Origin of the sequence: Caldimonas manganoxidans ATCC BAA-369 (genome assembly GCF_000381125.1) — a bacterium.
GTDB lineage: Bacteria > Pseudomonadota > Gammaproteobacteria > Burkholderiales > Burkholderiaceae_C > Caldimonas > Caldimonas manganoxidans.
Genome location: NZ_KB905947.1, coordinates 29,278 through 53,989, shown reverse-complemented (window position 1 = coordinate 53,989; position 24,712 = coordinate 29,278). Strand labels below are relative to the sequence as shown.

The following is a 24,712-nucleotide window of genomic DNA, read 5'->3' as shown; positions in this document are numbered from 1 at the left end:
CACCGCCAAGCCCCCACCACGATGGCAGACCCTCTCAGATCGGGCACACTCTCCTCACCCATGAAGCATCTCCTCGAATCCGGCCTGAACCGTCTCGGGCTGCGTTTGCGTCCTGAGCAGATCGACCAGCTCCTCGCCTATCTCACGCTCCTGGGCAAGTGGAACCGGGTCTACAACCTCACGGCGGTGCGTGATCCGGCTCAGATGGTCACCCACCACCTCCTCGACTGCCTCAGCATCATCCCCCCGTTGCAGGCCCGCCATGGCGAGCAAGCGCTTCGAGTGCTGGATGTCGGCGCGGGCGCCGGCCTGCCTGGCGTGGTCATCGCCATCGCCCGCCCTTCGACCGAAGTCATTTGCGTGGACACGGTCGCCAAGAAGGCCAGCTTCATCCAGCAGGTGGCCGCCGAGCTCGGCCTGAGCCGGCTGCACGCCCAGCACGCGCGGGTCGAAGCGCTGCCGCCCCAGCAGGCCGACATCGTCACCTCGCGCGCCTTCGCGTCCCTGTCCGACTTCGTCACCCTCACCCGCGCCCACTTGGGGCCCCAAGGGGTCTGGATGGCCATGAAAGGCAAACGCCCCGACGCCGAAGCCGCTGAGCTGCCGCCCGACGTGGCCCTGTTTCACGTGGAACCATTGACCGTGCCGGGCCTGGATGCCGAACGCTGCCTGGTCTGGATGCGCCCCCGCTTCAGCGATACTTCTTCTTCCCCCGGAGCCCCCTGATGTTCGGCATCACCGACTTCGGCGCCTACTGCGCCGCGATCCTGGTTTTCTTGGCCTTGCCCGGCCCCGGCACCTTGGCCTTGCTCACGGCCACCGGCAAGGGCGGCTTGCGGGCCGGCGCGGCCGCGACCGCCGGGCTGATCGTGGGCGACCAGATCCTGCTCTGGCTGGCGGTGGCCGGCGTGGCCGCCCTGCTGGCCACCCATCCCGCCCTCTTCCAAGCCGTGCAGTACGCCGGCGCGGCCTACCTGGGCTGGATCGGCCTCAGGCTCTTGCGCGCCCAGGACGGCGCGACACCGGTCGCGTCGATGGAAGCCGGCCGCTACTTCCGCCAGGCCACCATCATCACCGTGCTCAACCCCAAGGCGGTCGTCTTCTACATGGCCTTCTTCCCGCTGTTCATCGACCCGGCCCGTCACCAGGGCATGCTCACCTTCGCCGCGATGGCCATCACGATTGCCGCACTCACCGCCCTCTATTGCCTGACCCTGTGCACCTTCGCCCATGCCATCGCCGCCAAAATACGCGCCCACCGGCGGGCCGCGAAATGGCTGGAGCGCTTGGCCGGTGTCTTTCTGATCGGCTTTGGCATCCGCCTGACCACGAACTGAGCTTGACACGCACAGGCAGCCCAAGGACAATTCAACCAGATTATTCAACCAGTTGAATTGATGTCCGTCACCATCGGCGCCTTCGAAGCCAAGACGCACCTGTCGGCCCTGCTGGACCGGGTCGAGCACGGCGAAGAGGTCGTCATCACCAAACACGGCCGCCCCGTGGCGCGCCTGCTGCCCGTCCGGCCCGCGCCCCATGCGGCCTCGGGGGGCCAGGATCTGCTGGAGCGCATGCGCGAACAACGTGCCGGACGCCGCCTGGGTATGGATTGGCGCGTGCTACGAGACGAGGGCCGCAAGGGATGAGTCCTGTGGTGCTCGACGCCTCCAGCGCCCTCACCTGGTGCTTCGAGGACGAAGCCAGCGAGGCCGGTGACCGCCTTTTCTGCCGTGTGCAGGACCGCGGCGCGGTCGTGCCCCCGCTGTGGCACCTGGAGATCGCCCACATCGTGCTCAGCGCCGAACGCCGCCGACGCCTGACGCAAACCGAGGTCGAGAGCTACCTCGACCTGCTCAGGCAGCTGCGCATCGACACCGATGCCGCCCCGCCCGAACGGGCCCGCGCCGACACCTTGCGCCTCGCCCGCGAACACCGCCTCTCGGTCTACGACGCCTGCTACCTCGACCTGGCCATGCGCCGCCGCCTGCCCCTGGCCACGCGAGACACCGCCCTGCAACGCGCCGCCCGCGCCGTGGGCGTCGAACTGATCGAACTCTGAGCCCCCACCGAAGCAGCCCATGGCCAAGATCTTCTGCATTGCCAACCAAAAAGGTGGCGTCGGCAAGACGACCACCGCCGTCAACCTTGCGGCCGGCCTGGCCAAAGTCGGCCAACGTGTGCTGCTGGTCGACCTCGACCCCCAGGGCAATGCCACGATGGGCTCGGGCGTGGACAAGCGCACCCTGCCCTTGTCCGTCTACGATGTGCTGCTCGAATCCGCCACGGTGGCCGAAGCCCGTGCGCGGTCCGAACTGGGCGGCTACGACGTGCTGGGGGCCAACCGTGAACTGGCCGGCGCCGAGGTCGAACTCGTCGACCTGGAGCGCCGCGACCGCCGGCTCAAAAGCGCGCTGGCCGCCGCCGAGGCCGAGTACGACTTCGTCCTGATCGACTGCCCGCCCTCGCTGTCCATGCTGACCCTCAACGGCCTGGTCAGCGCCCATGGCGTGATCGTGCCGATGCAGTGCGAATACTTCGCGCTCGAAGGCTTGACCGACCTGGTCAACACCATCAAGCAAGTGCATGCCAACCTCAACGCCGACCTGAAGATCATCGGCCTGCTGCGCGTGATGTACGATCCGCGCATCACCTTGCAAAGCCAGGTCAGCGAACAGCTCAAGCAGCACTTCGCCGACAAAGTCTTCAACACGGTCATCCCGCGCAACGTGCGCTTGGCCGAAGCGCCCAGCTACGGACAGCCCGGCGTGGTGTTCGACCCGAGCTCGCGCGGCGCCCAGGCCTATGTCGAATTCGCGCGCGAGATGGTCTCGCGCGTGGCCACGATGTAAGGCCCCACCCCCATGCCGTCCATGAACCCACGCATCTTGTTGCTGCCCGGTTGGCTCGATTCCGGCCCGGACCACTGGCAAAGCCGCTGGCAAGCCCTCTATGGCGACACACGCGTGGAGCAGGCCGATTGGGAATGGCCCCGTCGCGGCGACTGGATGGCCCGCCTCGAAGACGTGGTGTGCGCCGAGCCGACCCCCGCGCTGCTGGTGGCGCACAGTCTGGGCTGCCAGCTCGTGGCCGCCTGGGCCGCCCACACGCGCCACGCGCATCGCGTGCTGGGCGCGCTGCTGGTAGCCCCGCCCGACACCGAGCGCGACGACACCCCTCCGCAACTGCAGCACTGGCGGCCCATCGTGCGCCAGCGCCTGCCCTTTCCAGCCATCGCACTCATCAGCACCGACGACCCCTATTGCCGCGCCGAACGCGCCGCCGAGATGGCCCACCAATGGGGCGCCCGGCTGGTCAGCCTGGGCCCCAAAGGCCACCTCAATCACGCCAGCGGCCTGGGCGACTGGCCCGAGGGCCGCGCCTGGCTCGATGCCTTGCGCCCGGCGCCGACTTCCGATTCCTGAACCTACCCCCATGGTCACGAAAAAACCCAAAGGTCTGGGCCTCGGCCTGGAAGCCCTGCTGGGCCCCAAGGTCAGCGACGCCCCCGCGGCGGCCGCCGGCGCCGACACCCCCTCCAGCCTTCCCTTGGCCCAGCTCCAGCCCGGCAAATACCAGCCGCGCACCCGCATGGACGAAGGCTCCTTGTACGAGCTGGCCGAAAGCATCAAGGCCCAGGGCATCATGCAGCCCATTCTGGTTCGACCCATCGGCCCCCAACGCTACGAGATCATCGCCGGTGAACGACGCTTCCGCGCGGCCCAACTGGCCGGACTCGACACCGTGCCGGTGCTGGTCAAAGAAGTGCCCGACGAAGCCGCCGCCGCGATGGCGCTGATCGAAAACATCCAGCGCGAAGACCTCAATCCGCTGGAAGAAGCCCAAGGCCTGCAACGCCTGATCACCGAATTCGGCCTCACCCACGAGCAAGCCGCCCAGGCCGTGGGCCGCTCGCGCAGCGCGGCCTCCAACCTGCTGCGCCTGCTCCAGCTGGCCGAACCCGTGCAGCACATGCTGATGGCCGGCGACATCGACATGGGCCACGCCCGCGCGCTGCTGCCCTTGGCGCCAGCGCAACAAATCCTCAGCGCTCACGAGATCGCCGCCAAGAAGCTCAGCGTGCGCGAAGCCGAAAAACTCGTGGCACGGGCGATGCAAGCCCGCAAACCGGCCGCGCGCGGGCCCTCTGGCGACAAGCCGCGCGACCTGCTGCGCATCGAAGAGCAGCTGTCCGACCACCTCACCGCGGCAGTGGAGATCCGCGTGAAAAAACGCACCAAGCGCGGCGAACAAGGCGAAATCGCCATTGCCTTCGGCTCGCTGGACGAGCTCAACGGCTTGCTGGAGAAGCTGGGGCTGCCCTCGGCGTGATCCAACACGGCCGCACGCGGCCCGGCGGACCTCGAGCCGCCGACTTCACCCGCATCCAGACCACGGCGCCCCTGCAGGCCGCCCGCCCCAGCACCGACACCCCGCCGCGGCCAAACCGCCAAGCTTTCCACATCCGGCCGTGATGGCTTCGATCGCCTGGTACAGACCCGAAGGAACTTCCCAGGGTTTGTGCGGTTCTGCCCACACTGGAATCGGGTCTTGCGACCCTCACCGGTGGCACGACACGCGAAATGAGGGCACACTGTTTGCAAGCGATCGAACTACGCCCGCTTTGCCCCCCTGTTCGAGGCTTGCATTTGCCGCTCGTGGTTTCATGCTCAACACCTAGACGCCAAACGCAAGCCCCGCTGCAGCGCCGCAGGCGCCAAGCGTTGAACCCAAGGAGGTGTCGATGGACGTCATCAGCAACTTCGCCGCGCGCTACGAGCGCACCCGGGAAGAGGAATACACCCTCCAGGAATACCTGGACATCTGCCGGCGTGATCCCATGGCCTATGCCACGGCCGCCGAGCGCATGCTTGCGGCCATCGGCGAGCCGCAACTGGTGGACACGCGCAACGATCCACGCTTGTCGCGCATCTTCGCCAACAAAGTCATCAAGATCTACCCCGCCTTCCAAGAGTTCTATGGCATGGAAGACGCCATCGAGCAGGTGGTGAGCTACTTCCGCCATGCCGCGCAAGGCTTGGAGGAAAAGAAGCAAATCCTCTACTTGCTCGGCCCCGTCGGTGGCGGCAAGAGCTCGATCGCCGAGCGGCTCAAGCAGCTGATGGAGCGCGTGCCCTTCTACGCGATCAAGGGCTCGCCGGTGAACGAGTCGCCCCTGGGCTTGTTCGACCCCGACGAGGACGGCCCCATCCTCGAGAAGGAATACGGCATCCCGCGGCGCTACCTGCAGCGCATCCTGTCGCCGTGGGCGGTCAAGCGCCTGGAGGAGTTCGGCGGCGACATCCGCCAGTTCAAGGTCGTCAAACGCTACCCCAGCGTGCTCAAACAGATCGCCATCGCCAAGACCGAGCCGGGCGATGAAAACAACCAGGACATCTCCTCCCTGGTGGGCAAGGTCGATATCCGCAAGCTCGAAACCTTCGCGCAGGACGACCCCGACGCCTACGCCTTCTCCGGCGGCCTGTGCCTGGCCAACCAAGGCTTGCTGGAATTCGTCGAGATGTTCAAGGCACCCATCAAGGTGCTGCACCCGCTGCTGACCGCCACCCAAGAGGGCAATTTCAAAGGCACCGAAGGCTTCGGCGCCATCCCCTTCGACGGCATCATCCTGGCGCACAGCAATGAAAGCGAGTGGAAGGCGTTCCGCAACAACAAAAACAATGAAGCCTTCCTCGACCGCATCTACATCGTCAAGGTGCCGTACTGCCTGCGTGTCAGCGAGGAGATGAAGATCTACGAGAAGCTGATCCGCAACTCCTCGCTGGCCAACGCCCCGTGCGCGCCGGGCACGCTGAAGATGATGGCGCAGTTCTCGGTGCTCACCCGCTTGAAAGAGCCGGAAAACTCCAGCATCTTCAGCAAGATGCAGGTCTATGACGGCGAAAGCCTCAAGGACACCGATCCCAAGGCCAAGTCCATCCAGGAATACCGCGACTACGCCGGGGTGGACGAAGGCATGAGCGGCATCTCCACCCGCTTTGCCTTCAAGATCTTGTCCAAGGTGTTCAACTTCGACCCTGCCGAAGTGGCCGCCAACCCGGTGCACCTGATGTACGTGCTCGAACAACAAATCGAACGCGAGCAATTCCCCAAGGAAGTCGAGGAAAAGTACATCGCCTTCATCAAAGAACTGCTGGCGCCACGCTATGCCGAGTTCATCGGCAAGGAAATCCAGACCGCCTATCTGGAAAGCTACTCCGAGTACGGCCAGAACATCTTCGACCGCTACGTCACCTACGCCGACTACTGGATTCAGGACCAGGAGTATCGCGACCCCGACACCGGCGAGATTTTCGATCGCGCCTCGCTCAATGCCGAGCTGGAAAAAATCGAGAAGCCCGCAGGCATCAGCAACCCCAAGGACTTCCGCAACGAAATCGTCAACTTCGTGCTGCGCGCACGCGCCAACAACAACGGCAAGAACCCGAACTGGACCAGCTACGAGAAGCTGCGCACGGTGATCGAGAAAAAGATGTTCTCCAACACCGAGGAGCTGCTGCCGGTCATCAGCTTCAACGCCAAGTCCAGCGCCGACGAGCAGAAAAAACACGAAGACTTCGTCAACCGCATGGTCCAAAAGGGCTACACACCCAAGCAAGTGCGTCTGCTGTGCGAGTGGTACCTGCGCGTGCGCAAGAGTTCATGAACCGGATCGCCTGAACCAGGGTCCAACCCTCAGCATCACACGAGGACAGTTTCATGCCCACCCTGCAGCAGATCATCGATCGACGCCTGTCGGGCAAGAACAAGTCCATCGGCAACCGCGAGCGTTTTCTGCGCCGCTACCGTGCGCAAATCCGCGAGGCGGTGCGCAAAGCCGTCTCAGGCCGGGGCATCCGCAACCTCGAACAAGGCGAAGACATCATCTTGCCGCGGCGCGACGTCTCCGAGCCGGTCTTCGGCCACGCCCCAGGGGGCCAACGTGAATATGTGCACCCGGGCAACCGCGAGTACGTCAAAGGCGACCGCATCGAGCGGCCACGCGGCGGCGGTGGCAGCGGGGGCGGCTCACAAGCCAGCGACTCCGGCGAGGGCGAAGACGACTTTGTCTTCCACCTCACCAAAGAGGAGTTCATGCAGGTCTTCTTCGAAGACCTGGCCCTGCCCCATCTGATCCGCACCCAGCTGGCCGAGGTGCCGGAGTGGAAAAGCCACCGTGCCGGCTTCACCACCGATGGCACGCCGGCCAACCTGCACGTGGTGCGCTCCATGCGCGGGGCGCTGGCCCGGCGCATCGCCCTGGGCGGACAGACCCGCCGCGAAATCCGCCAACTCGAAGCCCGGCTGCTGCACCTGCGGTCGCATCCGCATGCGGGCGAACCGCTGATTCAGAAAGAAATCCGCGACACCGAGGCCCAGCTGGAGGAACTGCGCGCCAAGGTCCGCCGCATCCCCTACCTCGACCCGATCGACCTGCGCTACCGCAACCGGGTCCGGGTGCCCGTGCCCAGCGCCAAGGCCGTGATGTTCTGCTTGATGGACGTCTCGGGCTCGATGGACGAGCAGCGCAAAGACATGTCCAAGCGCTTCTTCATGCTGCTCTACCTTTTCCTGACGCGGCACTACGAAAAAATCGACCTGGTCTTCATCCGCCACCATACCCAAGCCGCCGAAGTCACCGAAGACGAGTTCTTCCACGCCACCGAGACCGGCGGCACCGTCGTCTCCAGCGCGCTGAACTTGATGCACGAGATCATCCGCGCGCGCTACCCCAGCAGCGAATGGAACATCTACGGCGCCCAGGCCAGTGATGGCGACAACTGGCACCATGACAGCGGCCGCTGCCGCCAGATCCTGGACGAACACATCCTGCCGTTGGTGCGCTATTACGCCTACGTGCAAGTGGCCGAGGCCGAGCAAAACCTCTGGGAAGAATACTCCCAACTGCTCGAGACCCATCCTCACTTTGCCATGCGCAAGGTGGCCGACGCGGCTGACATCTACCCGGTGTTCCGTGAGCTGTTCCGCAAGGAGGGCGCACCCGCATGAATGCCGTCGATCACCCCCGCGAACGCCTGCCCAGCCCGCCGGACTGGACCTTCGAGCTGATCGAGCAATATCACGCCGAGATCGCGCGCGTGGCGCAACAGAAGTACCGACTCGACACCTACCCCAACCAGCTCGAAATCATCACCGCCGAGCAGATGATGGATGCCTACGCCTCTGTGGGCATGCCGGTCATCTACCGCCACTGGTCCTATGGCAAGCAGTTCATCGCCACGGAAAAGAGCTACCGGCGCGGCCACATGGAGCTGGCCTATGAAATCGTCATCAATTCCGATCCCTGCATCGCCTACCTGATGGAAGAAAACACCATGGCCATGCAGGCCCTGGTGATTGCCCATGCGGCTTACGGGCACAACAGCTTCTTCAAAGGCAACTACCTCTTTCGCATGTGGACGGATGCCTCGTCCATCATCGACTACCTGGTCTACGCGAAGAACTACGTGGCCGAATGCGAAGAGCGCTACGGCCTGGACGCCGTGGAAGACCTGCTCGACTCCTGCCATGCCTTGATGAACCACGGCGTGGATCGCTACCGCCGCCCACAGAAACTGTCTTTGGCCCAAGAACAAGCGCGGCGGCAAGAACGCGAACGCTATTTGCAGCAGCAAGTCAACGATCTGTGGCGCACCCTGCCGCGGCGCAACGAACGCAGCGATGACGAAGACGCCCAGTCGCGCCGCTTCCCCAGCGAGCCGCAGGAAAACCTGCTGTACTTCATCGAAAAGAACGCGCCCCTGCTGGAGCCGTGGCAACGCGAGATCGTGCGCATCGTGCGCAAGATCGCGCAGTACTTCTATCCGCAGCGCCAAACCCAGGTGATGAACGAGGGCTGGGCCACCTTCTGGCACTACACCTTGCTCAACACCCTGTACGACGAAGGCCTGCTGAGCGACGGCTTCATGATGGAGTGGCTGCAATCGCACACCAATGTGATCTTCCAGCCGCCGGTAGGACACCCGGCCTACAGCGGCATCAATCCCTACGCGCTGGGCTTTGCGATGTTCAGCGACATCAAGCGCATCTGCGAACAGCCCACCGAGGAAGACCGTCGCTGGTTCCCCGACATCGCCGGCAGCCCGTGGCAACAGACGCTGGACTACGCGATGCGCAACTTCAAGGACGAAAGCTTCATCGGCCAGTTCCTCAGCCCCAAGGTGATGCGCGACTTCCGGCTGTTCGCCATCCGCGACGACGAGGACGAGCCCGAACTGGAGGTTTCGGCCATTCACGACGACAGCGGCTACCGCGCCTTGCGCGAATCGCTGTCACGCCAGTACGACCTGAACCACCGCGAGCCCAACATCCAAGTGTGGAACGTCAACCTGCGCGGCGACCGCTCGCTCACGCTGCGCCACATCCAACACCACAACCGCCCGCTGCACGACAGCGCCCAGGAAGTGCTCAAGCATGTGGCCCGGCTCTGGGGCTTCGACGTGCATCTGGACAGCGTGGACGATCAGGGGCGCATCACCAAGCAGTGGACGGCGGTGGCGCCCCGACACTGACGGACGCGCTCGAGGCCCGGTTCAGGCCCAGCCCAGCTCCCACACCCAAGCCGGCGGCACATTGCGCCACACCACGGCACGCCGGCGCCACACCAAGCCACGGCCCAATTGCAAATCGAACGGCGCACGCGGCTGGTAGGTGTATTGAATCAGGCGGCGCTGGGGGTGGGCCCACAAGAAACGCTCGATCGCACGGCTCGTGCCGTCACGCCAGCGCGCCGGCAACGAACGGAACGGCAGCGAGGACACCAGCACCACGGGCTCGTCGCCGCCGCACCAGGCCTCCAACACCTCGTGCGCGGGCGCTTGCAGCACGGTCATGCCGGGAAACCGCTGCCGCAGCCGCCCGGCCCACTCGGGCTGCAATTCCACCACGGTGGTGGGCACCCGAGGATGGCGCTCGCACAAGGCTTCGGTGATCGCTCCGGTGCCAGCGCCCAATTCGATGATCTGCTGCGCGCCGTCGGCTCCACGCGCCATCGCCTGCGCCAAGTAACACGAGGACGGCCAAATCGCCCCCACCATGGTCGGCCGGGTAAAAGCCAGCATCATGAAAGCGGTGACTGCTCGCATAAGGATCGACCGAACCGCGTCATCGCGACCCGGCCACTGTAGGGCCAGCCGCGGCCATCCGCAAGGGCTGGAAACCAAGGCTTACCATGGAAAGATCTTGCCTGGGTTCAAAATGTTCTGGGGATCCAGCGCGTGCTTGATCGCACGCATCAAGGCGAGCGCGCCCTCGCCAGCTTCCTCGCGCAAGAAGCCCATCTTGTGCAAACCGATGCCGTGCTCCCCGGTGCAGGTGCCCTCCAGACGCAGCGCACGGGCCACCAGCTGATGGTTCAGTCGCTCGGCCAGCTCGCGTTCCGCGGGCTTGTGGGGGTCGATCAGATAGCCCACGTGGAAATTGCCGTCGCCCACATGACCCACGATGAAATAGGGCAAGCCTGCCTCGTCGGCCTCGGCCGCGGTCTGCAGCAGGCATTCGGCCAGCCGCGAGATCGGCACACAAGCATCGGTGGTCACGGCCCGGCAGCCCGGCTTCATTTGCAGCGCCGCGAAATACGCATGATGGCGCGCGGTCCACAGCTTGCTGCGCGCCTCCGGCGTGGTGGCCCATTGAAAATCTTCGCCGCCGTGTTCGCTGGCGATCTCCTGCACGGTCTGCGCCTGCTCCTGCACGCCCGCCGGGCTGCCATGGAACTCCATCAACAGCATCGGCCCCTCGCGCAGCGTGAGCTTGTCATGACGGTTCACCGCGCGCACCGCGTTGGTATCGAGCAGCTCGCAGCGCGCGATCGGCACGCCCATTTGGATGATCTGGATGGTCGTGTTCACCGCGGCCTCCAGCGAGGGGAAAGAACACACGGCCGCCGACACCGCCTCGGGTTGCGGATACAGGCGCAGCGTGATCTCCGTCATCACCCCCAAGGTGCCCTCGCTGCCCACGAACAACCGAGTCAGGTCGTAGCCTGCGCTGGACTTGCGCGCGCGCGTGCCGGTGCGCACCACCTCGCCTGCGGCGGTCACCACCGTCAGCCCCAGCACGTTTTCGCGCATCGTGCCGTAACGCACCGCATTCGTGCCCGAAGCCCGCGTGGCGCACATGCCGCCAATCGACGCATCGGCACCCGGGTCGATCGGGAAGAACAGCCCCGTGTGGCGGATCTCGTTGTTAAGCTGCGTGCGTGTCACCCCGGCCTGCACGGTCACGGTCAGGTCCTCGGCATGGACCGCCAGCACACGGTTCATGCGAGACAGGTCGAGGCTCACCCCCCCTTGCACCGCCAGCAGGTGGCCTTCCAGCGACGAGCCCACGCCATAGGGGATCACCGGCACCGCATGCGCGGCGGCCAGCTTCACCACCTCGGCCACCTCCTCGGTGCTTTCCGCAAACACCACCACCTCGGGCGGCGGCACTTCGAAAGGCGATTCATCACGGCCGTGCTGCTCACGCACCGCCTGGGCGGTCGAGCACCGAGCGCCAAACCGCCCCTTCAGCGCCTCGATCATCGCCGCTGGCACCGGGCGGGGTTCATACGCGGGCAGCACGTGGCCGGGCAAGGGGGCGTTCATGGTTTGTCTCCTCTGCGGCTTAGGGACCGGGGATGCACACATTACAAGCGTTTACTTTAAGCCGCCTGAATCCGGGGGGCATCCGGGTCGTCCACACGGCAAACTATGGTTCGGCATTTCGGAGCCTCGCAGGGAGAAAACATGAACATCGACAGCCAAGGCTGGGTCCAGGATCCGCGCGTGCGCCTGGCCATCAGCCCGAACATTGAACGCGGCCCCATGACGCTGGTGCGTGGCATCGTGGTCCACCAGACCGACAGCCCCACCGCCACATCCACCCTCCACAGCTATCGCTCGCCCGGCGCCAATGGAGCGCACTTCCTGATCGACCGCGACGGGACGATCTATCAGACGGCTTCCATACGGAAGGTGACATGGCACGTCGGCCCCTTGAAAGCTCGATGCTTGGCCGAACATCGTTGTGCCCCCACGGAACTTCAAGCCCTCAAGAAGTTTGACCCTCGCGGAGAGCACCGCCGCGAAATGGCCAAAGCGCATCCGGATCGATATCCCTCCAATCAGGACGCCATCGGTATCGAACTTGTCGGGCAAGCCCTGCCCGTCGACGCCCTCAAAGATGACGACAAGACGTTCGAGCCCGTGACTTCAGCACAGAAAGCCTCCTTGAAATGGCTCGTCTCCGGGCTCTGCCGCTCGCTCGGCGTGACCATGGCCGAAGTCTTCCGGCACCCCGTTGTTTCGCGCAAGAACCGCACCGAGGCTGAAACCGCTGTGTGGCAATAGAGTGCGGACCATGAAGCGCCTTGCATTTGTCTTCTTGATCACCTTGATGGTGAGCACTCCAACACTGCCCTCCGGGATGGATGACGGCACCGAGCCGATGCGCACACCCACACATTTGCCGGAGGTTCGCTGGGTCGTCATCGAATCCAATGGCCAGCGCAACGTGCGGACGTCCTCCGACACGATGAACTGCAAGGATTTCATCGTCAGTCAAAGGGAAGTCGCAGACTTTTTGCGCCGCAGCGGGGCAGTCACCAGTCGTGACTACATGGAGATGCTCAATTGGACGCCTTGCTATGCCACAGGCCGAGTAGGGTTCGCCGATGGGCAGACCGCTCAATGGCTTATCAGGCTCGGCCACTCGGGATGGGTAGCCCCGGACAATGGAGCGCCGAGAATCCACATGTATTGCCCCGAATGCCGCCTGGCCGGCCGACGCCTGCCCTGAGCGGGCACTCTGCAGTACGATGCCCCCATGGGCAACCGACTCACACAAATCGCCACCCGCACCGGCGACGATGGCACCACGGGGCTGGGCGACGGCAGCCGCGTGGCCAAGGACCACCTGCGGGTGCAGGCCATGGGCGACGTGGACGAACTCAATTCGCACATCGGCGTGCTGCTGGCCGAGCCGCTGCCGCCGGCGGTGCGCGAGCTGCTGGTGAGCATCCAGCACGAACTGTTCAACCTCGGCGGCGAGCTGTCGATGCCGGGCCACGCCCTGCTCAAAGACGAGGCCGTGTTGGCGCTGGATGCCGCGCTGGCCGAGCACAACGCCGCCCTGCCCCGCCTGAAGGAATTCATCCTGCCGGCCGGCACGCGCGCGGCCAGCCTGGCCCATGTGTGCCGCACGGTGGCGCGACGCGCCGAACGCTCCGTGGTGGCACTGGGCGCACGCGAGCCCATCCGCGCCGCAGCGCGGCAATACCTCAACCGTCTGTCCGACCTGATGTTCGTGCTCGCACGCGTGCTCAACCGCGCGCGGCTCGACGGCCTGGGCGGCGATGACGTCTACTGGCGCAGCGAACGCCTCCAGCGCGAGGACGACGGCGCCTAACTCACCTGCAGCGCCGCCACGTCCACCCTGAGATGCGAGCGGCCGGTGGCGCCCAAGGCGGCGCGGGCGTAGGCCTGGGCCCAGTCTGCCTGCCGGAACTGCGCCGGCCCCACGGCCTGGGCAATGGACAACAACTTGTCCACGATCAGCACCTTGCCGCTGGCGCGCAAGGGCTCACATTCATGGGCCACGAATTCGGCATCCAGCCACTGGCGGGCTTCCTCATGCCCCATCGGTGCGCCGCCCTCCAGCGGCACTCGGACTTCCTGCCCATCGCCGAACTTCACCACCACTTCTGCACGCATCGCGCTCTCCTGGGCTGCCTCAGCCCCATCATCAAAAAGAAGCCCGCCAAGCCGAACGGGCATGGCGGGCGGATCCACCCGAAGGTGGTCTGCTGAGGGAAAACGCAGCCGCTGAGGAGCAGCTTGCCGACATTTCACCCCCAAACCCGGGCTTGCGCCAGCGTTCTTGCCAGCCCTTACCTTGCTTACAACTGGACGCGCCGGCGGCGATGCCGGCCTCAGGCCGGCACCACGAGGTCACGGCGGGTGATCCAGCGCACCGCAGCGCCAGCAGGCGCTGCTTGCAGGCGCATCTCCACCTCGGCCCGATCGGCCGGGCCAAGGCGCCGGAACAGCACGTCTTGCTCATTGGCAGCCTCGCCGGCGACGAACCATTGCGACACCCGTTGCCCAAAGCTCGGATGCAAGACCTTCACGTGAATATGGGGCGCGCGCCCAGGATAGACCACGGGGCGGATGCTACGGAAGCGGAAGGCGCCCTGCGCGTCGCTGACCGTGGCGCCAAAGCCTTGAAAGCCCGCATCCACCCGCGGCCCAGTGCCATGCGGGTGGCGATAGCTGCCGTAGACATCGCACTGCCAAATCTCGATCGCCGCGCCGTCGACCACACGCCCCTGGGTATCGACCACCACGCCAGCGATGTCGAGCCACTCGCCGCGGGCGGCCTGCGCCTGGCCACGCACCCGTCTGAGGTCGGCATCGTCATCGAGCGGCCGATGCAGGGGGTAAAACGGGCCTTCGGTCATGGCGGGCAGCGCACGGCGCGACGAGGCCAACGCCGGCCACGCCAGGCAGGCCGCAGCCCAGCCCAGACCGGCAATCAGCTGGCGCCGGCGCGGCGGCCAGGCAAGACGGTTCGACGAGGACATCGCTGGCTCCAACGAGACCATGCCGCTTGGGCCCGCACGGCGCCCCAGAAGTTCCCCCCTCTCAACCCCGCCGGCGCTTGACGGCCTCCGACAGCACGTGCAGCACTTCCAGCGAGTCGTCCCAGCCCAGGCAGGCGTCGGTGATGCTCTTGCCGTATTCGAGCTTGGACGGATCGTCCTTGCCCGGGTTGAATTTCTGGTTGCCGGCTTGCAGATGGCTTTCCACCATCACGCCGAAGATGCGGCGGGAGCCGCTGCCCACCTGCGCCGCGATGTCGCGCGCCACCTCGAGCTGGCGCTCGTGCTGCTTGTTGGAATTGGCATGCGAGCAGTCCACCATCAGCGATGGGGTCAGCTTGGCCGCCTCCAGGTCCTTGCAGGCGGCTTCGACATGGGCCGCGTCATAGTTGGGGGTTTTGCCACCGCGCAGGATCACGTGGCAGTCCTTGTTGCCCTTGGTCTCGACGATGGCCACCTGGCCATTTTTGTGCACCGACAGGAAGTGATGCGCCCGGCTGGCGGCCAAGATCGCATCGGTGGCGATGCGGATGTTGCCATCGGTGCCGTTCTTGAAGCCAATGGGCGCCGACAGGCCGGAGGCCAACTCCCGGTGCACCTGGCTTTCGGTGGTGCGTGCGCCAATGGCGCCCCAGCTGATGAGGTCGCCGATGTATTGCGGCGAGATCACGTCGAGGAACTCGCTGCCGGCGGGCATGCCCAGGCGGTTGATTTCCAGCAGCAACTGGCGCGCGATGCGCAACCCCTCGTCGATGCGGAAGCTCTCGTCCAGGTACGGGTCGTTGATCAGGCCCTTCCAGCCCACGGTGGTGCGGGGCTTCTCGAAGTACACACGCATCACGATCTCCAGCGTGTCGGCGTACTTCTGGCGCTGCGCCAGCAGGCGGCGGGCGTAATCGACGGCGGCCGCCGGGTCGTGGATCGAGCACGGACCGATGACCAGCAGCAAGCGGTCGTCCTTGCCCTGCATGATGCGTCGGATGCGCTGACGGGTCTCGGACACCAAGGTCTCCACTGCCGTGCCGCGGATCGGAAAGAAGCGGATCAGATGCTCCGGTGGCGGCAGCGGCGTCACGTCCTTGATCCTTTCATCATCGGTTTGAGAGGTACGGTCGACGGGCGCATACCAACCCTCGATGGCGCTGGCGGACTTGGCGTTCATGGGGTGCGTTCTCCTTGCTCGATCATCAGGGGGTGACGGACTGTCTGCAGCCACCGCCTCCCAGAGGGACGAAAAAAAACCGCCGGAGGTCTTCCGGCGGTTTTCTGGGATTCGGTTGCGGGTTTGTACGGTTACGCGCTGACCTCTCCTCCGCCGGTGCGGTGCGAGAACCAAAAGTAGGCAAAAAAGAAGGTCGTTGCGCGAGCCATAGGCGCCTAATGTAGCACGGTTTTGCGGCGCTGCGTCAAGATCGGATGTGGCAACGGCGCCACGTCAAAGCAGGATGTCGGGCTCGCCCGAGCGCGGCGGCTCGTCGCCCTCGGTGTGCAGACCCCGCGTGAGGGCCGACCACCACAGCGGCCGACGCGCCGGCGGGTCCAGCGCGGGATCCGGGGCACGCAGCACCTCCAGTTCGCCCAGCAGGCGCGAGGCCACGTCCATGAACTCGCGGCGCAGCAAGGGCTCGTCCACCTCCCGGGCGCAGGCGTCGATCCACACATCGAGCATCCATTGCACCTCGGTGAAGGTCACGGCATAGTGACGCAGCTCCACGGGCAAGACGCTGTGACGCCCCAACAGGTCGCGTCGCTGGCGCTCCAGGCGCTCGCGCAAGTCCAGCTGCAGCCGTGTGCGCACCGGCGGACTGGCCGTGCGCACCTGCCGCACGAACTTCATCAGGTCGGTGTTGACGCGCTCGACCCGCTCGATCAGCTCGGGGTCGGGCTGCGAGCGTGGGGGCTCGGGCGCAGGGGCGTCGGGGTCGGACATGGCAACCCGGCCCCATGCAGGAGGGACCGGGACCCTTGAGCGTAGTGCCTGCGCCGCGCTCCATCAAGCCTGCCGGGCACGCCATCGGCCTCAGCGTGCAAAAGCTCTCGGCAAATCTTCACACCCGCGACCGCAGGCCGGTCGGGTCACAGCCGGTCAGGCCGTCCCGCCGACGGTCAGACCATCGATGCGCAAGGTCGGCTGACCCACGCCCACCGGCACGCTCTGGCCCTCTTTGCCGCAGGTGCCCACGCCGGAATCCAGACGCATGTCATTGCCGATCAGACTCACCCGGGTGAGCGCGTCGGGGCCGTTGCCGATCAGCGTGGCGCCCTTGACCGGGTACTGGATGCGACCGTTTTCGACCCAGTAGGCCTCGCTGGCGGAAAACACGAATTTGCCGCTGGTGATGTCCACCTGGCCGCCACCGAAGTTCACGGCATACAGCCCTTTCTTGATGGAGGCGACGATTTCCTCGGGCGATTTGTCCCCGCCGAGCATGTAGGTGTTGGTCATGCGCGGCATGGGCACATGGGCATAGCTTTCACGCCGGCCGTTGCCCGTGGGCTTGACCTTCATCAGCCGCGCGTTCAGGCTGTCTTGGATGTAGCCGCGCAGGATGCCGTCTTCGATCAGCACATTGCACTGGGTGACGTGGCCTTCGTCATCGATGTTGAGCGAGCCGCGCCGATCCGGCAAGGTGCCGTCGTCGAGCACGGTCACGCCTTTGGCGGCCACGCGCTGGCCGATGCGCCCCGAAAACGCGCTCGAGCCTTTGCGGTTGAAATCCCCCTCCAGGCCATGACCGACGGCCTCGTGCAGCAGCACCCCGGGCCAGCCCGGGCCCAGCACCACGGTCATCTCGCCGGCCGGCGCCGGGCGCGACTCCAGATTGGTCAATGCCGCCTTGACCGCATCGTCCACATAGCCGGCGATCACGCCGTCGTGGAAATACCCCAGTCCGAACCGCCCACCACCGCCGCCGGTGCCGATTTCGCGCCGGCCGTTCTGTTCGGCGATCACGGTCACGCTCAGGCGCACGAGCGGGCGCACATCGGCGGCCACCGTGCCATCGGCGCGCGCCACCAGCACCACGTCGTATTCGGCAGCCAGGCCGGCCATCACCTGCACGATGCGCGGATCGCGCGCGCGCGCCAGGCGCTCGACCTTCTCGAGCAATTCGACCTTGCGCGCACTGTCCAAGGTGGCGATCGGATCGGTCGGCGCATACAGCATGCGGCTGCTGGCCACTTGCGGCGGGCCCACCTTGACCCGCCGGCTCTGACCGGCCGCCGCAATGGTGCGCACCGTGCGCGCCGCATCGAGCAGCGCCGCCTCGGAAATGTCGTCGGAATAGGCAAACGCCGTCTTTTCGCCCGACACTGCCCGCACGCCCACGCCTTGGTCGATGCTGAAGCTGCCGGATTTGACGATGCCCTCCTCCAGGCTCCACCCCTCGCTGCGGGTGTACTGGAAATACAGATCGGCGTCATCGATGCGATGCTCGCCGATGGTGCGCAAGGCCCGCGCCAGCACGGTTTCGTCCAGGCCGAAAGGCTCCAGCAACAGCGAGCGGGCCACGGCCAAGCGTTCGAGGGTGGGTTCGCGCGAGATCATGCCGACATTGTAGGCAGGGCAGGGTCCACATGGCGCCGGCATGGGCTTGCGCAGCCGGCGCTCAGGCCCCAGCCACCCACACCAAGCGGCCCCGGCCGGTTGCCTTGGCCTGGTACAAGGCCGCGTCGGCCCGCGCAATGGCGGCGTCGAGATCACCGTCGGCCCGGTTCATCGTGAAGGCCCCGGCACTGAAGTCCACGCTGCCGTCCGGTGTCGGCCAGGGCCGCCGCCGCAGCCGCTGACGCAAGCGCGCATCGACCCGTTGGGCGGCGGCGGCGTCGGCATCGTACAGCACGGCCATGAACTCTTCGCCCCCGTAGCGGCCGACCACATCGCCTTCGCGCAAACTTTCTTGCAGCACGGCGGCAAAGCCGGCGATCACCTGGTCGCCGGCGGGGTGCCCGCGTTCGTCATTGATGCGTTTGAAGTGGTCGATGTCGATCATCATCACCGTGACCGGCACCTCATGGCGGCGCGCCAGCCGCACCAGCCGCTGGGCCTGCTCCAGCACCGCGCGGCGGTTGAGCACACCGCTGAGGTCGTCATAGGTGGCCAATTGACGCAAACGCCGCTCGGCTTCGTCGCGATGCGCCAGCAGAAACGCCAGGGTGGCCAGGCTCACCGTGGCATTGTCGATGATCAGTCCGGCAATGCTCAGCGGATGATTGGCGCCAAACGAGGGATAGTCCTCGGGCCAGCCGGCCATCAGGGCCGCGCGCGCCAGCAACATCGCCGCAGACGCCGAAGCCGCCCCTGCCAGCAACCAACGCCAAGCGCGCCCTTGCGGTGCCGGCCGCAGCGCCAGATGCACCACCGCCGCCAGCTGCACGGCCAGCAGCACATTGACCAGGCTCACCCGCCACTGCACATGCTCATAGATCAGCCCATTGAGCATCGCCAGGCCCAGGGGCCACAGCACGATCCAACGCCAGCCCACGGGGCGCTCCAGATACAGGCCCAGGGCCCGCCACCCCAGTGCGAATGACAGACTCAAGGCCCACACCCCGGCACTGGAGACCCAAGGCCGGCCGACGCCGGCCAGCGGCGCCACGATCAAGGCCGCCCAACCCAGCGATTGCAACAACAGCGCACGAATCCAGCAGCGCAAGCCCGCATGGGCACTGCGGCCCACCACGGCAAACAAGGCCAGCCCCGTGAGCGTCACATTCGCCCACAAGGTGAACAGGATGCTCAAGGCCTGGAGTTGCACGCCTTGCATGGCCCGCCCCCAGGCGCCGTCGGCCGCGCCAATGCCAGCACATAGCTCAAGCCGTCGATCGCGCGGCTGCCATACCAACTGAGCAACTCACCATCGACTAACTGCACCGGCACGTCGGGCAGATGCCGCCGGACTTCCTCCACATGCCGCGCGCCGAAGCGGTAGGGCTCGCTGGCCAGCAACACCGCATCCAGCCCTGCGTGCCGCACCTGCGCCCAGTCGAACACCGGATAGCGAGCCGCCCCGCTGGGGCCGCCATGCACGTCGGGCCAGGTCTGCCAATTCACCGTGGCCAACAGCCGGGAAATATAGGTGTCGCGCGCCACGGTCATCCAGGGCTCGCGCCAGATGACGTACAACACCCGGCGCGGCGGCCACGGCCCGGCGCGCTGCAGCGCGCCCAAACCCTGGCGCAGCCGCTCGGACAAGGCTTCGGCCCGCGCGCGCACCCCCGGCAACCGACCAAAGGCCTGCACCACCTGCTCGTACAACGCGAGGTTGTCCTGCGGCGCGCACGGGTGGGTCACGATGACCTCGGGCACGAACTCCCGCAAGGCCTGCACCGTGGGCCACTCGTTTTCGTCGACATTGACGATCACATGCGTGGGCGCCAGCTTGCGCAGAGCATCGAGCTTCACGTCCTTGGTGCCGCCCACCTTGGGCACGGCCGCCACGGCGTGGCGCGGATGAATGCAAAAACCCGTGCGCGCCACGATCCACGGCGCAAGACCCAAGGCAAAGAGCAGCTCGGTGATCGAGGGCACCAAGCTGGCGATGCGAGGGGGGTCGAGGGGCGGTGCGGGCATGCGCCGATCTTGCCTCCAATCCAAGCCCCGGGGAGCGGCGCACCAAAGCAGGGCGACCCGGAAAAACCCTCCCCGGGAAAACAACAGTTTTTCACACCTGGATTTCCCATTGTCAGGCGACTCGCCCATAATGGATGGGTCTCTGTGTGGATGCGGCGCCTAGGCTTGAGTGGTTCTCGACGGGTAGAAGCTCCAACTGAACGATGAGCGATAGAAAGGAGCTCTCTCGATGGGCAACAAGCTGTACGTGGGCAATCTCGCCTATTCCATCCGCGACGAAGACCTGAACCAGGCCTTCAGCCAATTCGGCGCGGTCACCTCGGCCAAGGTCATGATGGACCGCGATACCGGCCGCTCCAAGGGCTTCGGCTTCGTGGAAATGGGGTCGGATGCCGAGGCCCAATCGGCCATCAATGGCTTGAACGGCCAGGCCCTGTCCGGCCGCGCCATCGTCGTCAATGAAGCCCGGCCCCGCGAACCGCGGCCCGGCGGCTTCGGGGGCGGTCACCGGGGCTTTGGCGGCGGTGCAGGCGGCAGCCGCGGCGGTTACGGTGGCGGCGGGGGTCGGGGCGGCTACGGCAGCGGTGGCGGTCGCGGTCAGTACTGAGCCCCAGGTATCCGTCTGTTCCCCCCAACGGCGAAGCTTCGGCTTCGCCGTTTTGTTTGGTGCGGCCGCCGGGCTCAGAACTTGTGGGGGCGCAAGACCTGCACGTCGGCGAAGAACATCGTCAGCCCGAAATGCGGTGCATACCGCGTCAGCACGTGCTCAGCGATCTGATCGGCCACGGCCGTCTCGCAAATCACCTTCATCTCGATCGTGCGGTCCGCTTCCCAGGCGCCTTCGCGCACGCCCATGCTGCCTTCGCCGCGCACGTCATAGACGGTATAGCCATGCGCGCCCAGGCGCTTGACGTCGGCCACGAGCTGCTTTTCCAAGGCCGCCTCGGCGATGATCACCAACAAGGTACGGGGGTGTTTGGTCAGGGCCATGCTCAAGCTCCGGTGAGGGCTTTTGCCAATGCAATGTACAAAGGAATGCCCACCAAGACATTGAAGGGGAACGTCACGCCCAGCGCCGCGGTGATCGACAAACCGGCATTGGCCTCGGGCACGGCGATGCGCATGGCCGTGGGCGCGGCAATGTAGCTCGCACTGGCCGCCAACGTGGCCAACAAGGCCACCCCGCCCGTGGACAGACCGAGCATCAGGCCCACGGCCGCCCCGGCCAAGGACAGCAGCGGCGGGGCGATCAGGCCCACACCAATGACCGCCACGCCATAGCGACGCACCTCGGCCAGCCGGCCACCGGCCACCAAGCCCAACTCCAACAGGAACAGCGCGAGCACGCCCTTGAAGGGCTCGACGAACACCGCATGAATCGGCGCCGTACCCGCCTCGCCGGCGATGGCGCCGATGAGCAAACCGCCCACCAGCAACAACACGCTCTTGCCAAAGGCCACCTCATGGGCCAGCGTGCCCCAACGCACCTCACGCAGCCGCGACAGGCGCGCCAACAAAATGCCCGAGACGATGCCCGGCGCCTCCATCACCGCCACCCACAGCGAGGCATGGCTTTCGTAAGGAATGCCCTGGCGGGTCAATGCCGCGCTGGCCACGGCAAACGTCACCACACTGACCGACCCGTAGTGCGCCGCCACCGAGGCCGCATCGGCCATGCTCAGCCGCAGCACCCGCAGCACGGGATACAGGGCAAACGGAATGGCCAGCCCCAGCGCCAGCGCCGCCCCCACTTGCGGCAGCAAATGCATCACCGGCTGCTTGGACAACTCGATGCCGCCTTTGAGACCGATGGCCAGCAACAAGTAAATGGACAGGGTTTCGTACAAGGCCTCGGGCACGCGCAGGTCCGAACGCACCAGACGGGCAAACACGCCCAGCAGAAAGAAAAACACGACGACATCGATCATGGCCCGGCATGGTGCCACAGAAACCGCCCGCACCCGGCGCGGCTCAGCCTGGCCGCGTCATGGCCAGCGGATCGATCCAGCGGTCGTACTCCTCGGCGCTGACATAGCCGCTTTCGATGGCCGCCTCGCGCAAGCTCAGCCCATGCGCATGCGCCGCCTTGGCGATCTGCGCGGCGCGGTCATAGCCGATGTGTCGGTTCAGCGCCGTCACCAGCATCAGATTGCGCTCCAGGTGTTCGTCGATCACCGCCTCGTTGGGCTCGAGCCCACGCGCGCAGTGCTGCTCGAAGCTTTCGCAGGCGTCGGCCAACAAGGCGATGCTTTCCAACACGTTGTGCGCCATCACCGGCTTGTACACATTGAGCTGGAAGTTGCCTTGCGAGCCGGCAAACGCCACGGTCGCATCGTTGCCGAACACCTGCACGCACACCATGGTCAGGGCCTCGCACTGGGTGGGATTGACCTTGCCCGGCATGATCGACGAGCCCGGCTCGTTCTCGGGGATGCGCAGCTCGCCGATGCCACAACGCGGCCCGCTGGCCAGCCACCGCACGTCATTGGCCATCTTCATCAGCCCGCCGGCCAAGGTGCGCAAGGCCGCCGAGCATTGCACCAGCGCATCGTGCGCGGCCAGCGCGAAAAACTTGTCCGGCGCGCTGCGAAACGGGTGGCCGGTCAGTTGCGCCAGATGCCAAGCCGCGCGCTCACCAAAGCGCGGGTGCGCATTGAGCCCCGTGCCCACGGCCGTGCCGCCGATGGCCAGATCGTACAAGCCGTCCAAGGTCTGGCGCACCGCTTGCACCCCGAAGTCGATCTGCGACACCCAGGCCCCGATCTCCTGGCCCAAGGTGATGGGCGTGGCATCTTGCAGGTGGGTGCGGCCCGTTTTGACCAGATGCTCATACGCCTTGGCCTTGGCCGCCAAGGTCTGGCGCAGCGCCTGCACCGCCGGGAACAGCCGCTCGTGCAGCTGCTCCACCACCGCCATGTGCATCGCGGTGGGAAAGGTGTCGTTCGATGATTGCCCGCGATTCACATGGTCGTTGGGGTGCACCGGCTGCTTGCTGCCCAACACGCCGCCGGCCAACTCGATCGCTCGGTTGGCGATCACCTCGTTGGCATTCATGTTCGACTGCGTGCCCGAGCCGGTTTGGAACACCACCAAGGGAAAATGATCGTCCAGGTGGCCGTCGGCCACCTCTTGCGCTGCCGGCTCGATCAAGGCCGCCAGCTCTGCCGGCAGCTCGCCCAGCTCGCGATTGGCGCGCGCAGCGGCCAGCTTGAGCAGACCCAGCGCGCGGATGATCGGGCGGCCCCACACGAAGCGCGGCCCGCCGATCTTGAAATGCTGGATCGAGCGCTGCGTCTGCGCGCCCCAATAGCGGTCCGCCGGCACCTCGATGGGGCCCATGGAATCGGTTTCGATGCGAGTTGGCATGTGCGTCTCCCTGCCTGCGCGCCATGCAAGCGCTTGCAGCATAACGATAGCGCCGGCGTCCGGCGCTGTCTTGCGGTCACGCCCTCCCCCGGCACCGGGGCTCGTCACGGCCGCTTACCACCGGACACAGTTGCTCGCCCGGCTCGAGGCCACAATGCCTTGGGCTGCTTCGCAGCAGCCCATACCACAAGATTCAGAGAGGAGCTTCCATGCTGCACACCACCGTGCCACTGGCCGAGGCCGTTGGCAAGCACATCAGCGAGCTATGCCTCTTTTCCATTGCCAATGACGATCAACAGAATCATTGCGCCCACTTCGTGAGCCACATGCTGGGCTACGATTTCGGACACACGTGCAAGACCTTCACTTGGACGGACAAGCAGCGCGAAGAGCGTGGCGCCAACCTCCGCGTCAACGAAGTCTTCAATCGCTGCCGCCACCGAGGTTTGTGGTCCGACCGACCCTTGCATCTCCAGGGCTGCCTGATCTTCGTGACCCACACCAGCAATGTCGTCGTGCTTGGCCACCAGCTGCAGATGCGCGACTCCCGCTGGAAGCACATCGGCATTCATCTTGGAGGAACCGTCTGGCACTACAGCAATACGCAGCGCCGGGTGGTGAGTGAAGCCGTCTCGGTCTTCAATGAACGCTTTGGTCGGGCCTATCAAATGTCTGGCCAGACTGTGGAGTTCTACTTCGGAGAGTTCATTTGAGAACGCAACTGTGGCGCCTCGGGGGAGCCTTGATGCTGGTGGGCTGCGCCCACGCCCCCATCGACCCCTGGACAGGCGAACGAGTGGTCATCGATCCCAGCCAACCCCCCAAGGGGGCGCAAATGATGCAACTCTTCCTGAGCCAGGGCGACACGCCCTTGCGCGGTTCGGGCTGCATGTCCGATGAGGCCCTCGACGCCCGCCTCACGCTGCGGGACCGGCTGGCGCAGGTGCTGGGCGATGCGCTGGACCATCCCGAGCATCACCGCGCGGTGCTCAAAGGGACTTGCACGTCGGATCCGGTGCAAACGCCCGATGGCCGTGTGATCGATGCCTGGGCCTGCTCGCTCAACATGGTGCAGGAGGACATCGCCGAAGGCTTCGTCGCCAACGCCTTCGTCCGCGGCCACTTCACCAAGGACCGATGGCGCCTGGTGCCAGGCAGCCTGCTGTGCTTGTGAC

28 protein-coding genes are annotated in these 24,712 nt (G+C 65.8%); 16 read left to right on the top strand and 12 right to left on the bottom strand.

Going from position 1 to position 24,712, the window contains the following annotated elements; translation table 11 throughout:
* Positions 1-21 precede the first annotated feature (21 nt).
* From rsmG to F615_RS0111160, 10 genes are all read left to right on the top strand, one after another.
* A complete protein-coding gene (rsmG, locus tag F615_RS0111205; protein WP_033371340.1) occupies positions 22-726 on the top strand; it encodes a 16S rRNA (guanine(527)-N(7))-methyltransferase RsmG in 705 nt (234 codons plus the stop codon).
* Positions 726-1,337: a LysE family transporter gene (locus tag F615_RS0111200; protein WP_019561280.1), complete on the top strand. Its 612-nt coding sequence runs from the start codon at positions 726-728 to the stop codon at positions 1,335-1,337. Before rsmG ends, F615_RS0111200 begins: the two co-directional genes overlap by 1 nt.
* A 60-nt stretch (positions 1,338-1,397) precedes the next feature.
* The gene (locus tag F615_RS0111195) at positions 1,398-1,646 is read left to right on the top strand and encodes a type II toxin-antitoxin system Phd/YefM family antitoxin (protein WP_019561279.1); all 249 of its coding nucleotides are present in this window, start codon (positions 1,398-1,400) and stop codon (positions 1,644-1,646) included.
* Complete coding sequence (locus F615_RS0111190) at positions 1,643-2,059, top strand: type II toxin-antitoxin system VapC family toxin (protein ID WP_019561278.1); 417 nt, start codon at positions 1,643-1,645, stop codon at positions 2,057-2,059. The genes F615_RS0111195 and F615_RS0111190 overlap by 4 nt, the downstream gene beginning before the upstream one ends.
* A 19-nt stretch (positions 2,060-2,078) precedes the next feature.
* The gene (locus tag F615_RS0111185) at positions 2,079-2,849 is read left to right on the top strand and encodes a ParA family protein (RefSeq protein ID WP_019561277.1); all 771 of its coding nucleotides are present in this window, start codon (positions 2,079-2,081) and stop codon (positions 2,847-2,849) included.
* A 21-nt stretch (positions 2,850-2,870) separates the two neighbouring features.
* Positions 2,871-3,422 (top strand): RBBP9/YdeN family alpha/beta hydrolase, encoded by a 552-nt coding sequence (locus F615_RS0111180; protein ID WP_019561276.1) that lies wholly within the window; start codon positions 2,871-2,873, stop codon positions 3,420-3,422.
* A 10-nt stretch (positions 3,423-3,432) separates the two neighbouring features.
* Positions 3,433-4,329, top strand: coding sequence for a ParB/RepB/Spo0J family partition protein (locus tag F615_RS0111175; RefSeq protein WP_019561275.1), 897 nt, complete (start codon positions 3,433-3,435; stop codon positions 4,327-4,329).
* Positions 4,330-4,741: 412 nt separating this feature from the next.
* Positions 4,742-6,664 (top strand): PrkA family serine protein kinase, encoded by a 1,923-nt coding sequence (locus F615_RS0111170; protein WP_019561273.1) that lies wholly within the window; start codon positions 4,742-4,744, stop codon positions 6,662-6,664.
* A 53-nt stretch (positions 6,665-6,717) separates the two neighbouring features.
* Positions 6,718-8,007, top strand: coding sequence for a YeaH/YhbH family protein (locus F615_RS0111165; RefSeq protein WP_019561272.1), 1,290 nt, complete (start codon positions 6,718-6,720; stop codon positions 8,005-8,007).
* Positions 8,004-9,530, top strand: a complete 1,527-nt coding sequence (locus F615_RS0111160; protein ID WP_019561271.1) for a SpoVR family protein — start codon at positions 8,004-8,006, stop codon at positions 9,528-9,530. Before F615_RS0111165 ends, F615_RS0111160 begins: the two co-directional genes overlap by 4 nt.
* A gap of 21 nt (positions 9,531-9,551) precedes the next feature.
* Here the strand turns inward: F615_RS0111160 and F615_RS0111155 are convergent, their stop codons facing one another.
* Entirely contained in the window at positions 9,552-10,082 is a 531-nt protein-coding gene (locus tag F615_RS0111155) for a class I SAM-dependent methyltransferase (protein ID WP_019561270.1), read from the bottom strand.
* 102 nt (positions 10,083-10,184) lie between these two features.
* Entirely contained in the window at positions 10,185-11,606 is a 1,422-nt protein-coding gene (locus tag F615_RS0111150; protein WP_019561269.1) for an FAD-binding oxidoreductase, read from the bottom strand.
* Positions 11,607-11,747: 141 nt separating this feature from the next.
* Here F615_RS0111150 and F615_RS0111145 point away from each other — a divergent pair, with 141 nt between their 5' ends.
* Genes F615_RS0111145 through F615_RS0111135 form a run of 3 tightly spaced genes read left to right on the top strand, consistent with a single transcriptional unit; the run spans position 11,748 to position 13,407 of the window.
* Positions 11,748-12,350 (top strand): peptidoglycan recognition protein family protein, encoded by a 603-nt coding sequence (locus F615_RS0111145; RefSeq protein WP_019561268.1) that lies wholly within the window; start codon positions 11,748-11,750, stop codon positions 12,348-12,350.
* Between the two features lie 10 nt (positions 12,351-12,360).
* Positions 12,361-12,798 carry a hypothetical protein gene (locus F615_RS19435; protein ID WP_019561267.1) on the top strand — a complete coding sequence of 146 codons (438 nt, stop codon included), beginning with the start codon at positions 12,361-12,363 and terminating at the stop codon, positions 12,796-12,798.
* A 27-nt stretch (positions 12,799-12,825) separates the two neighbouring features.
* On the top strand, positions 12,826-13,407 hold the full coding sequence (locus F615_RS0111135) for a cob(I)yrinic acid a,c-diamide adenosyltransferase (protein WP_019561266.1): 582 nt from the start codon (positions 12,826-12,828) through the stop codon (positions 13,405-13,407).
* On the opposite strand, the gene F615_RS0111130 is transcribed toward F615_RS0111135, so the two are convergent.
* The 7 genes from F615_RS0111130 to F615_RS0111100 all read right to left on the bottom strand — a co-directional run bounded on the left by F615_RS0111130 (position 13,404) and on the right by F615_RS0111100 (position 20,171).
* Complete coding sequence (locus tag F615_RS0111130) at positions 13,404-13,712, bottom strand: hypothetical protein (protein WP_019561265.1); 309 nt, start codon at positions 13,710-13,712, stop codon at positions 13,404-13,406. The genes F615_RS0111135 and F615_RS0111130 overlap by 4 nt on opposite strands.
* A 218-nt stretch (positions 13,713-13,930) precedes the next feature.
* Positions 13,931-14,581 (bottom strand): dioxygenase family protein, encoded by a 651-nt coding sequence (locus F615_RS0111125; RefSeq protein ID WP_019561264.1) that lies wholly within the window; start codon positions 14,579-14,581, stop codon positions 13,931-13,933.
* Positions 14,582-14,642: 61 nt separating this feature from the next.
* The gene (locus F615_RS0111120; RefSeq protein ID WP_019561263.1) at positions 14,643-15,761 is read right to left on the bottom strand and encodes a 3-deoxy-7-phosphoheptulonate synthase; all 1,119 of its coding nucleotides are present in this window, start codon (positions 15,759-15,761) and stop codon (positions 14,643-14,645) included.
* Positions 15,762-16,034: 273 nt separating this feature from the next.
* Positions 16,035-16,529, bottom strand: coding sequence for a hypothetical protein (locus F615_RS0111115; protein WP_019561262.1), 495 nt, complete (start codon positions 16,527-16,529; stop codon positions 16,035-16,037).
* Positions 16,530-16,685: 156 nt separating this feature from the next.
* Positions 16,686-18,146, bottom strand: coding sequence for a metalloprotease TldD (gene tldD, locus F615_RS0111110; protein WP_019561261.1), 1,461 nt, complete (start codon positions 18,144-18,146; stop codon positions 16,686-16,688).
* Positions 18,147-18,207: 61 nt separating this feature from the next.
* Complete coding sequence (locus F615_RS18340; RefSeq protein ID WP_019561260.1) at positions 18,208-19,365, bottom strand: GGDEF domain-containing protein; 1,158 nt, start codon at positions 19,363-19,365, stop codon at positions 18,208-18,210.
* On the bottom strand, positions 19,338-20,171 hold the full coding sequence (locus F615_RS0111100; protein ID WP_019561259.1) for a helical backbone metal receptor: 834 nt from the start codon (positions 20,169-20,171) through the stop codon (positions 19,338-19,340). Before F615_RS0111100 ends, F615_RS18340 begins: the two co-directional genes overlap by 28 nt.
* 229 nt (positions 20,172-20,400) lie before the next feature.
* Between F615_RS0111100 and rbp the strand changes: the two genes are divergently transcribed.
* Positions 20,401-20,778, top strand: coding sequence for an RNA-binding regulator (gene rbp, locus F615_RS0111095; protein WP_019561258.1), 378 nt, complete (start codon positions 20,401-20,403; stop codon positions 20,776-20,778).
* A gap of 74 nt (positions 20,779-20,852) precedes the next feature.
* Here rbp and F615_RS0111090 read toward each other — a convergent pair whose 3' ends face one another.
* Genes F615_RS0111090 through fumC form a run of 3 tightly spaced genes read right to left on the bottom strand, consistent with a single transcriptional unit; the run spans position 20,853 to position 23,537 of the window.
* Entirely contained in the window at positions 20,853-21,161 is a 309-nt protein-coding gene (locus F615_RS0111090; protein WP_019561257.1) for a P-II family nitrogen regulator, read from the bottom strand.
* Positions 21,162-21,163: 2 nt separating this feature from the next.
* A complete protein-coding gene (locus tag F615_RS0111085; protein WP_019561256.1) occupies positions 21,164-22,099 on the bottom strand; it encodes a sodium-dependent bicarbonate transport family permease in 936 nt (311 codons plus the stop codon).
* A gap of 43 nt (positions 22,100-22,142) precedes the next feature.
* Positions 22,143-23,537, bottom strand: a complete 1,395-nt coding sequence (fumC, locus tag F615_RS0111080; RefSeq protein WP_019561255.1) for a class II fumarate hydratase — start codon at positions 23,535-23,537, stop codon at positions 22,143-22,145.
* Positions 23,538-23,746: 209 nt separating this feature from the next.
* Between fumC and F615_RS0111075 the strand changes: the two genes are divergently transcribed.
* Together F615_RS0111075 and F615_RS0111070 are read left to right on the top strand one after the other, a co-directional pair.
* Entirely contained in the window at positions 23,747-24,250 is a 504-nt protein-coding gene (locus F615_RS0111075; protein ID WP_019561254.1) for a hypothetical protein, read from the top strand.
* Positions 24,247-24,711 carry a hypothetical protein gene (locus tag F615_RS0111070; protein ID WP_156824616.1) on the top strand — a complete coding sequence of 155 codons (465 nt, stop codon included), beginning with the start codon at positions 24,247-24,249 and terminating at the stop codon, positions 24,709-24,711. The genes F615_RS0111075 and F615_RS0111070 overlap by 4 nt, the downstream gene beginning before the upstream one ends.
* Position 24,712 lies beyond the last annotated feature (1 nt).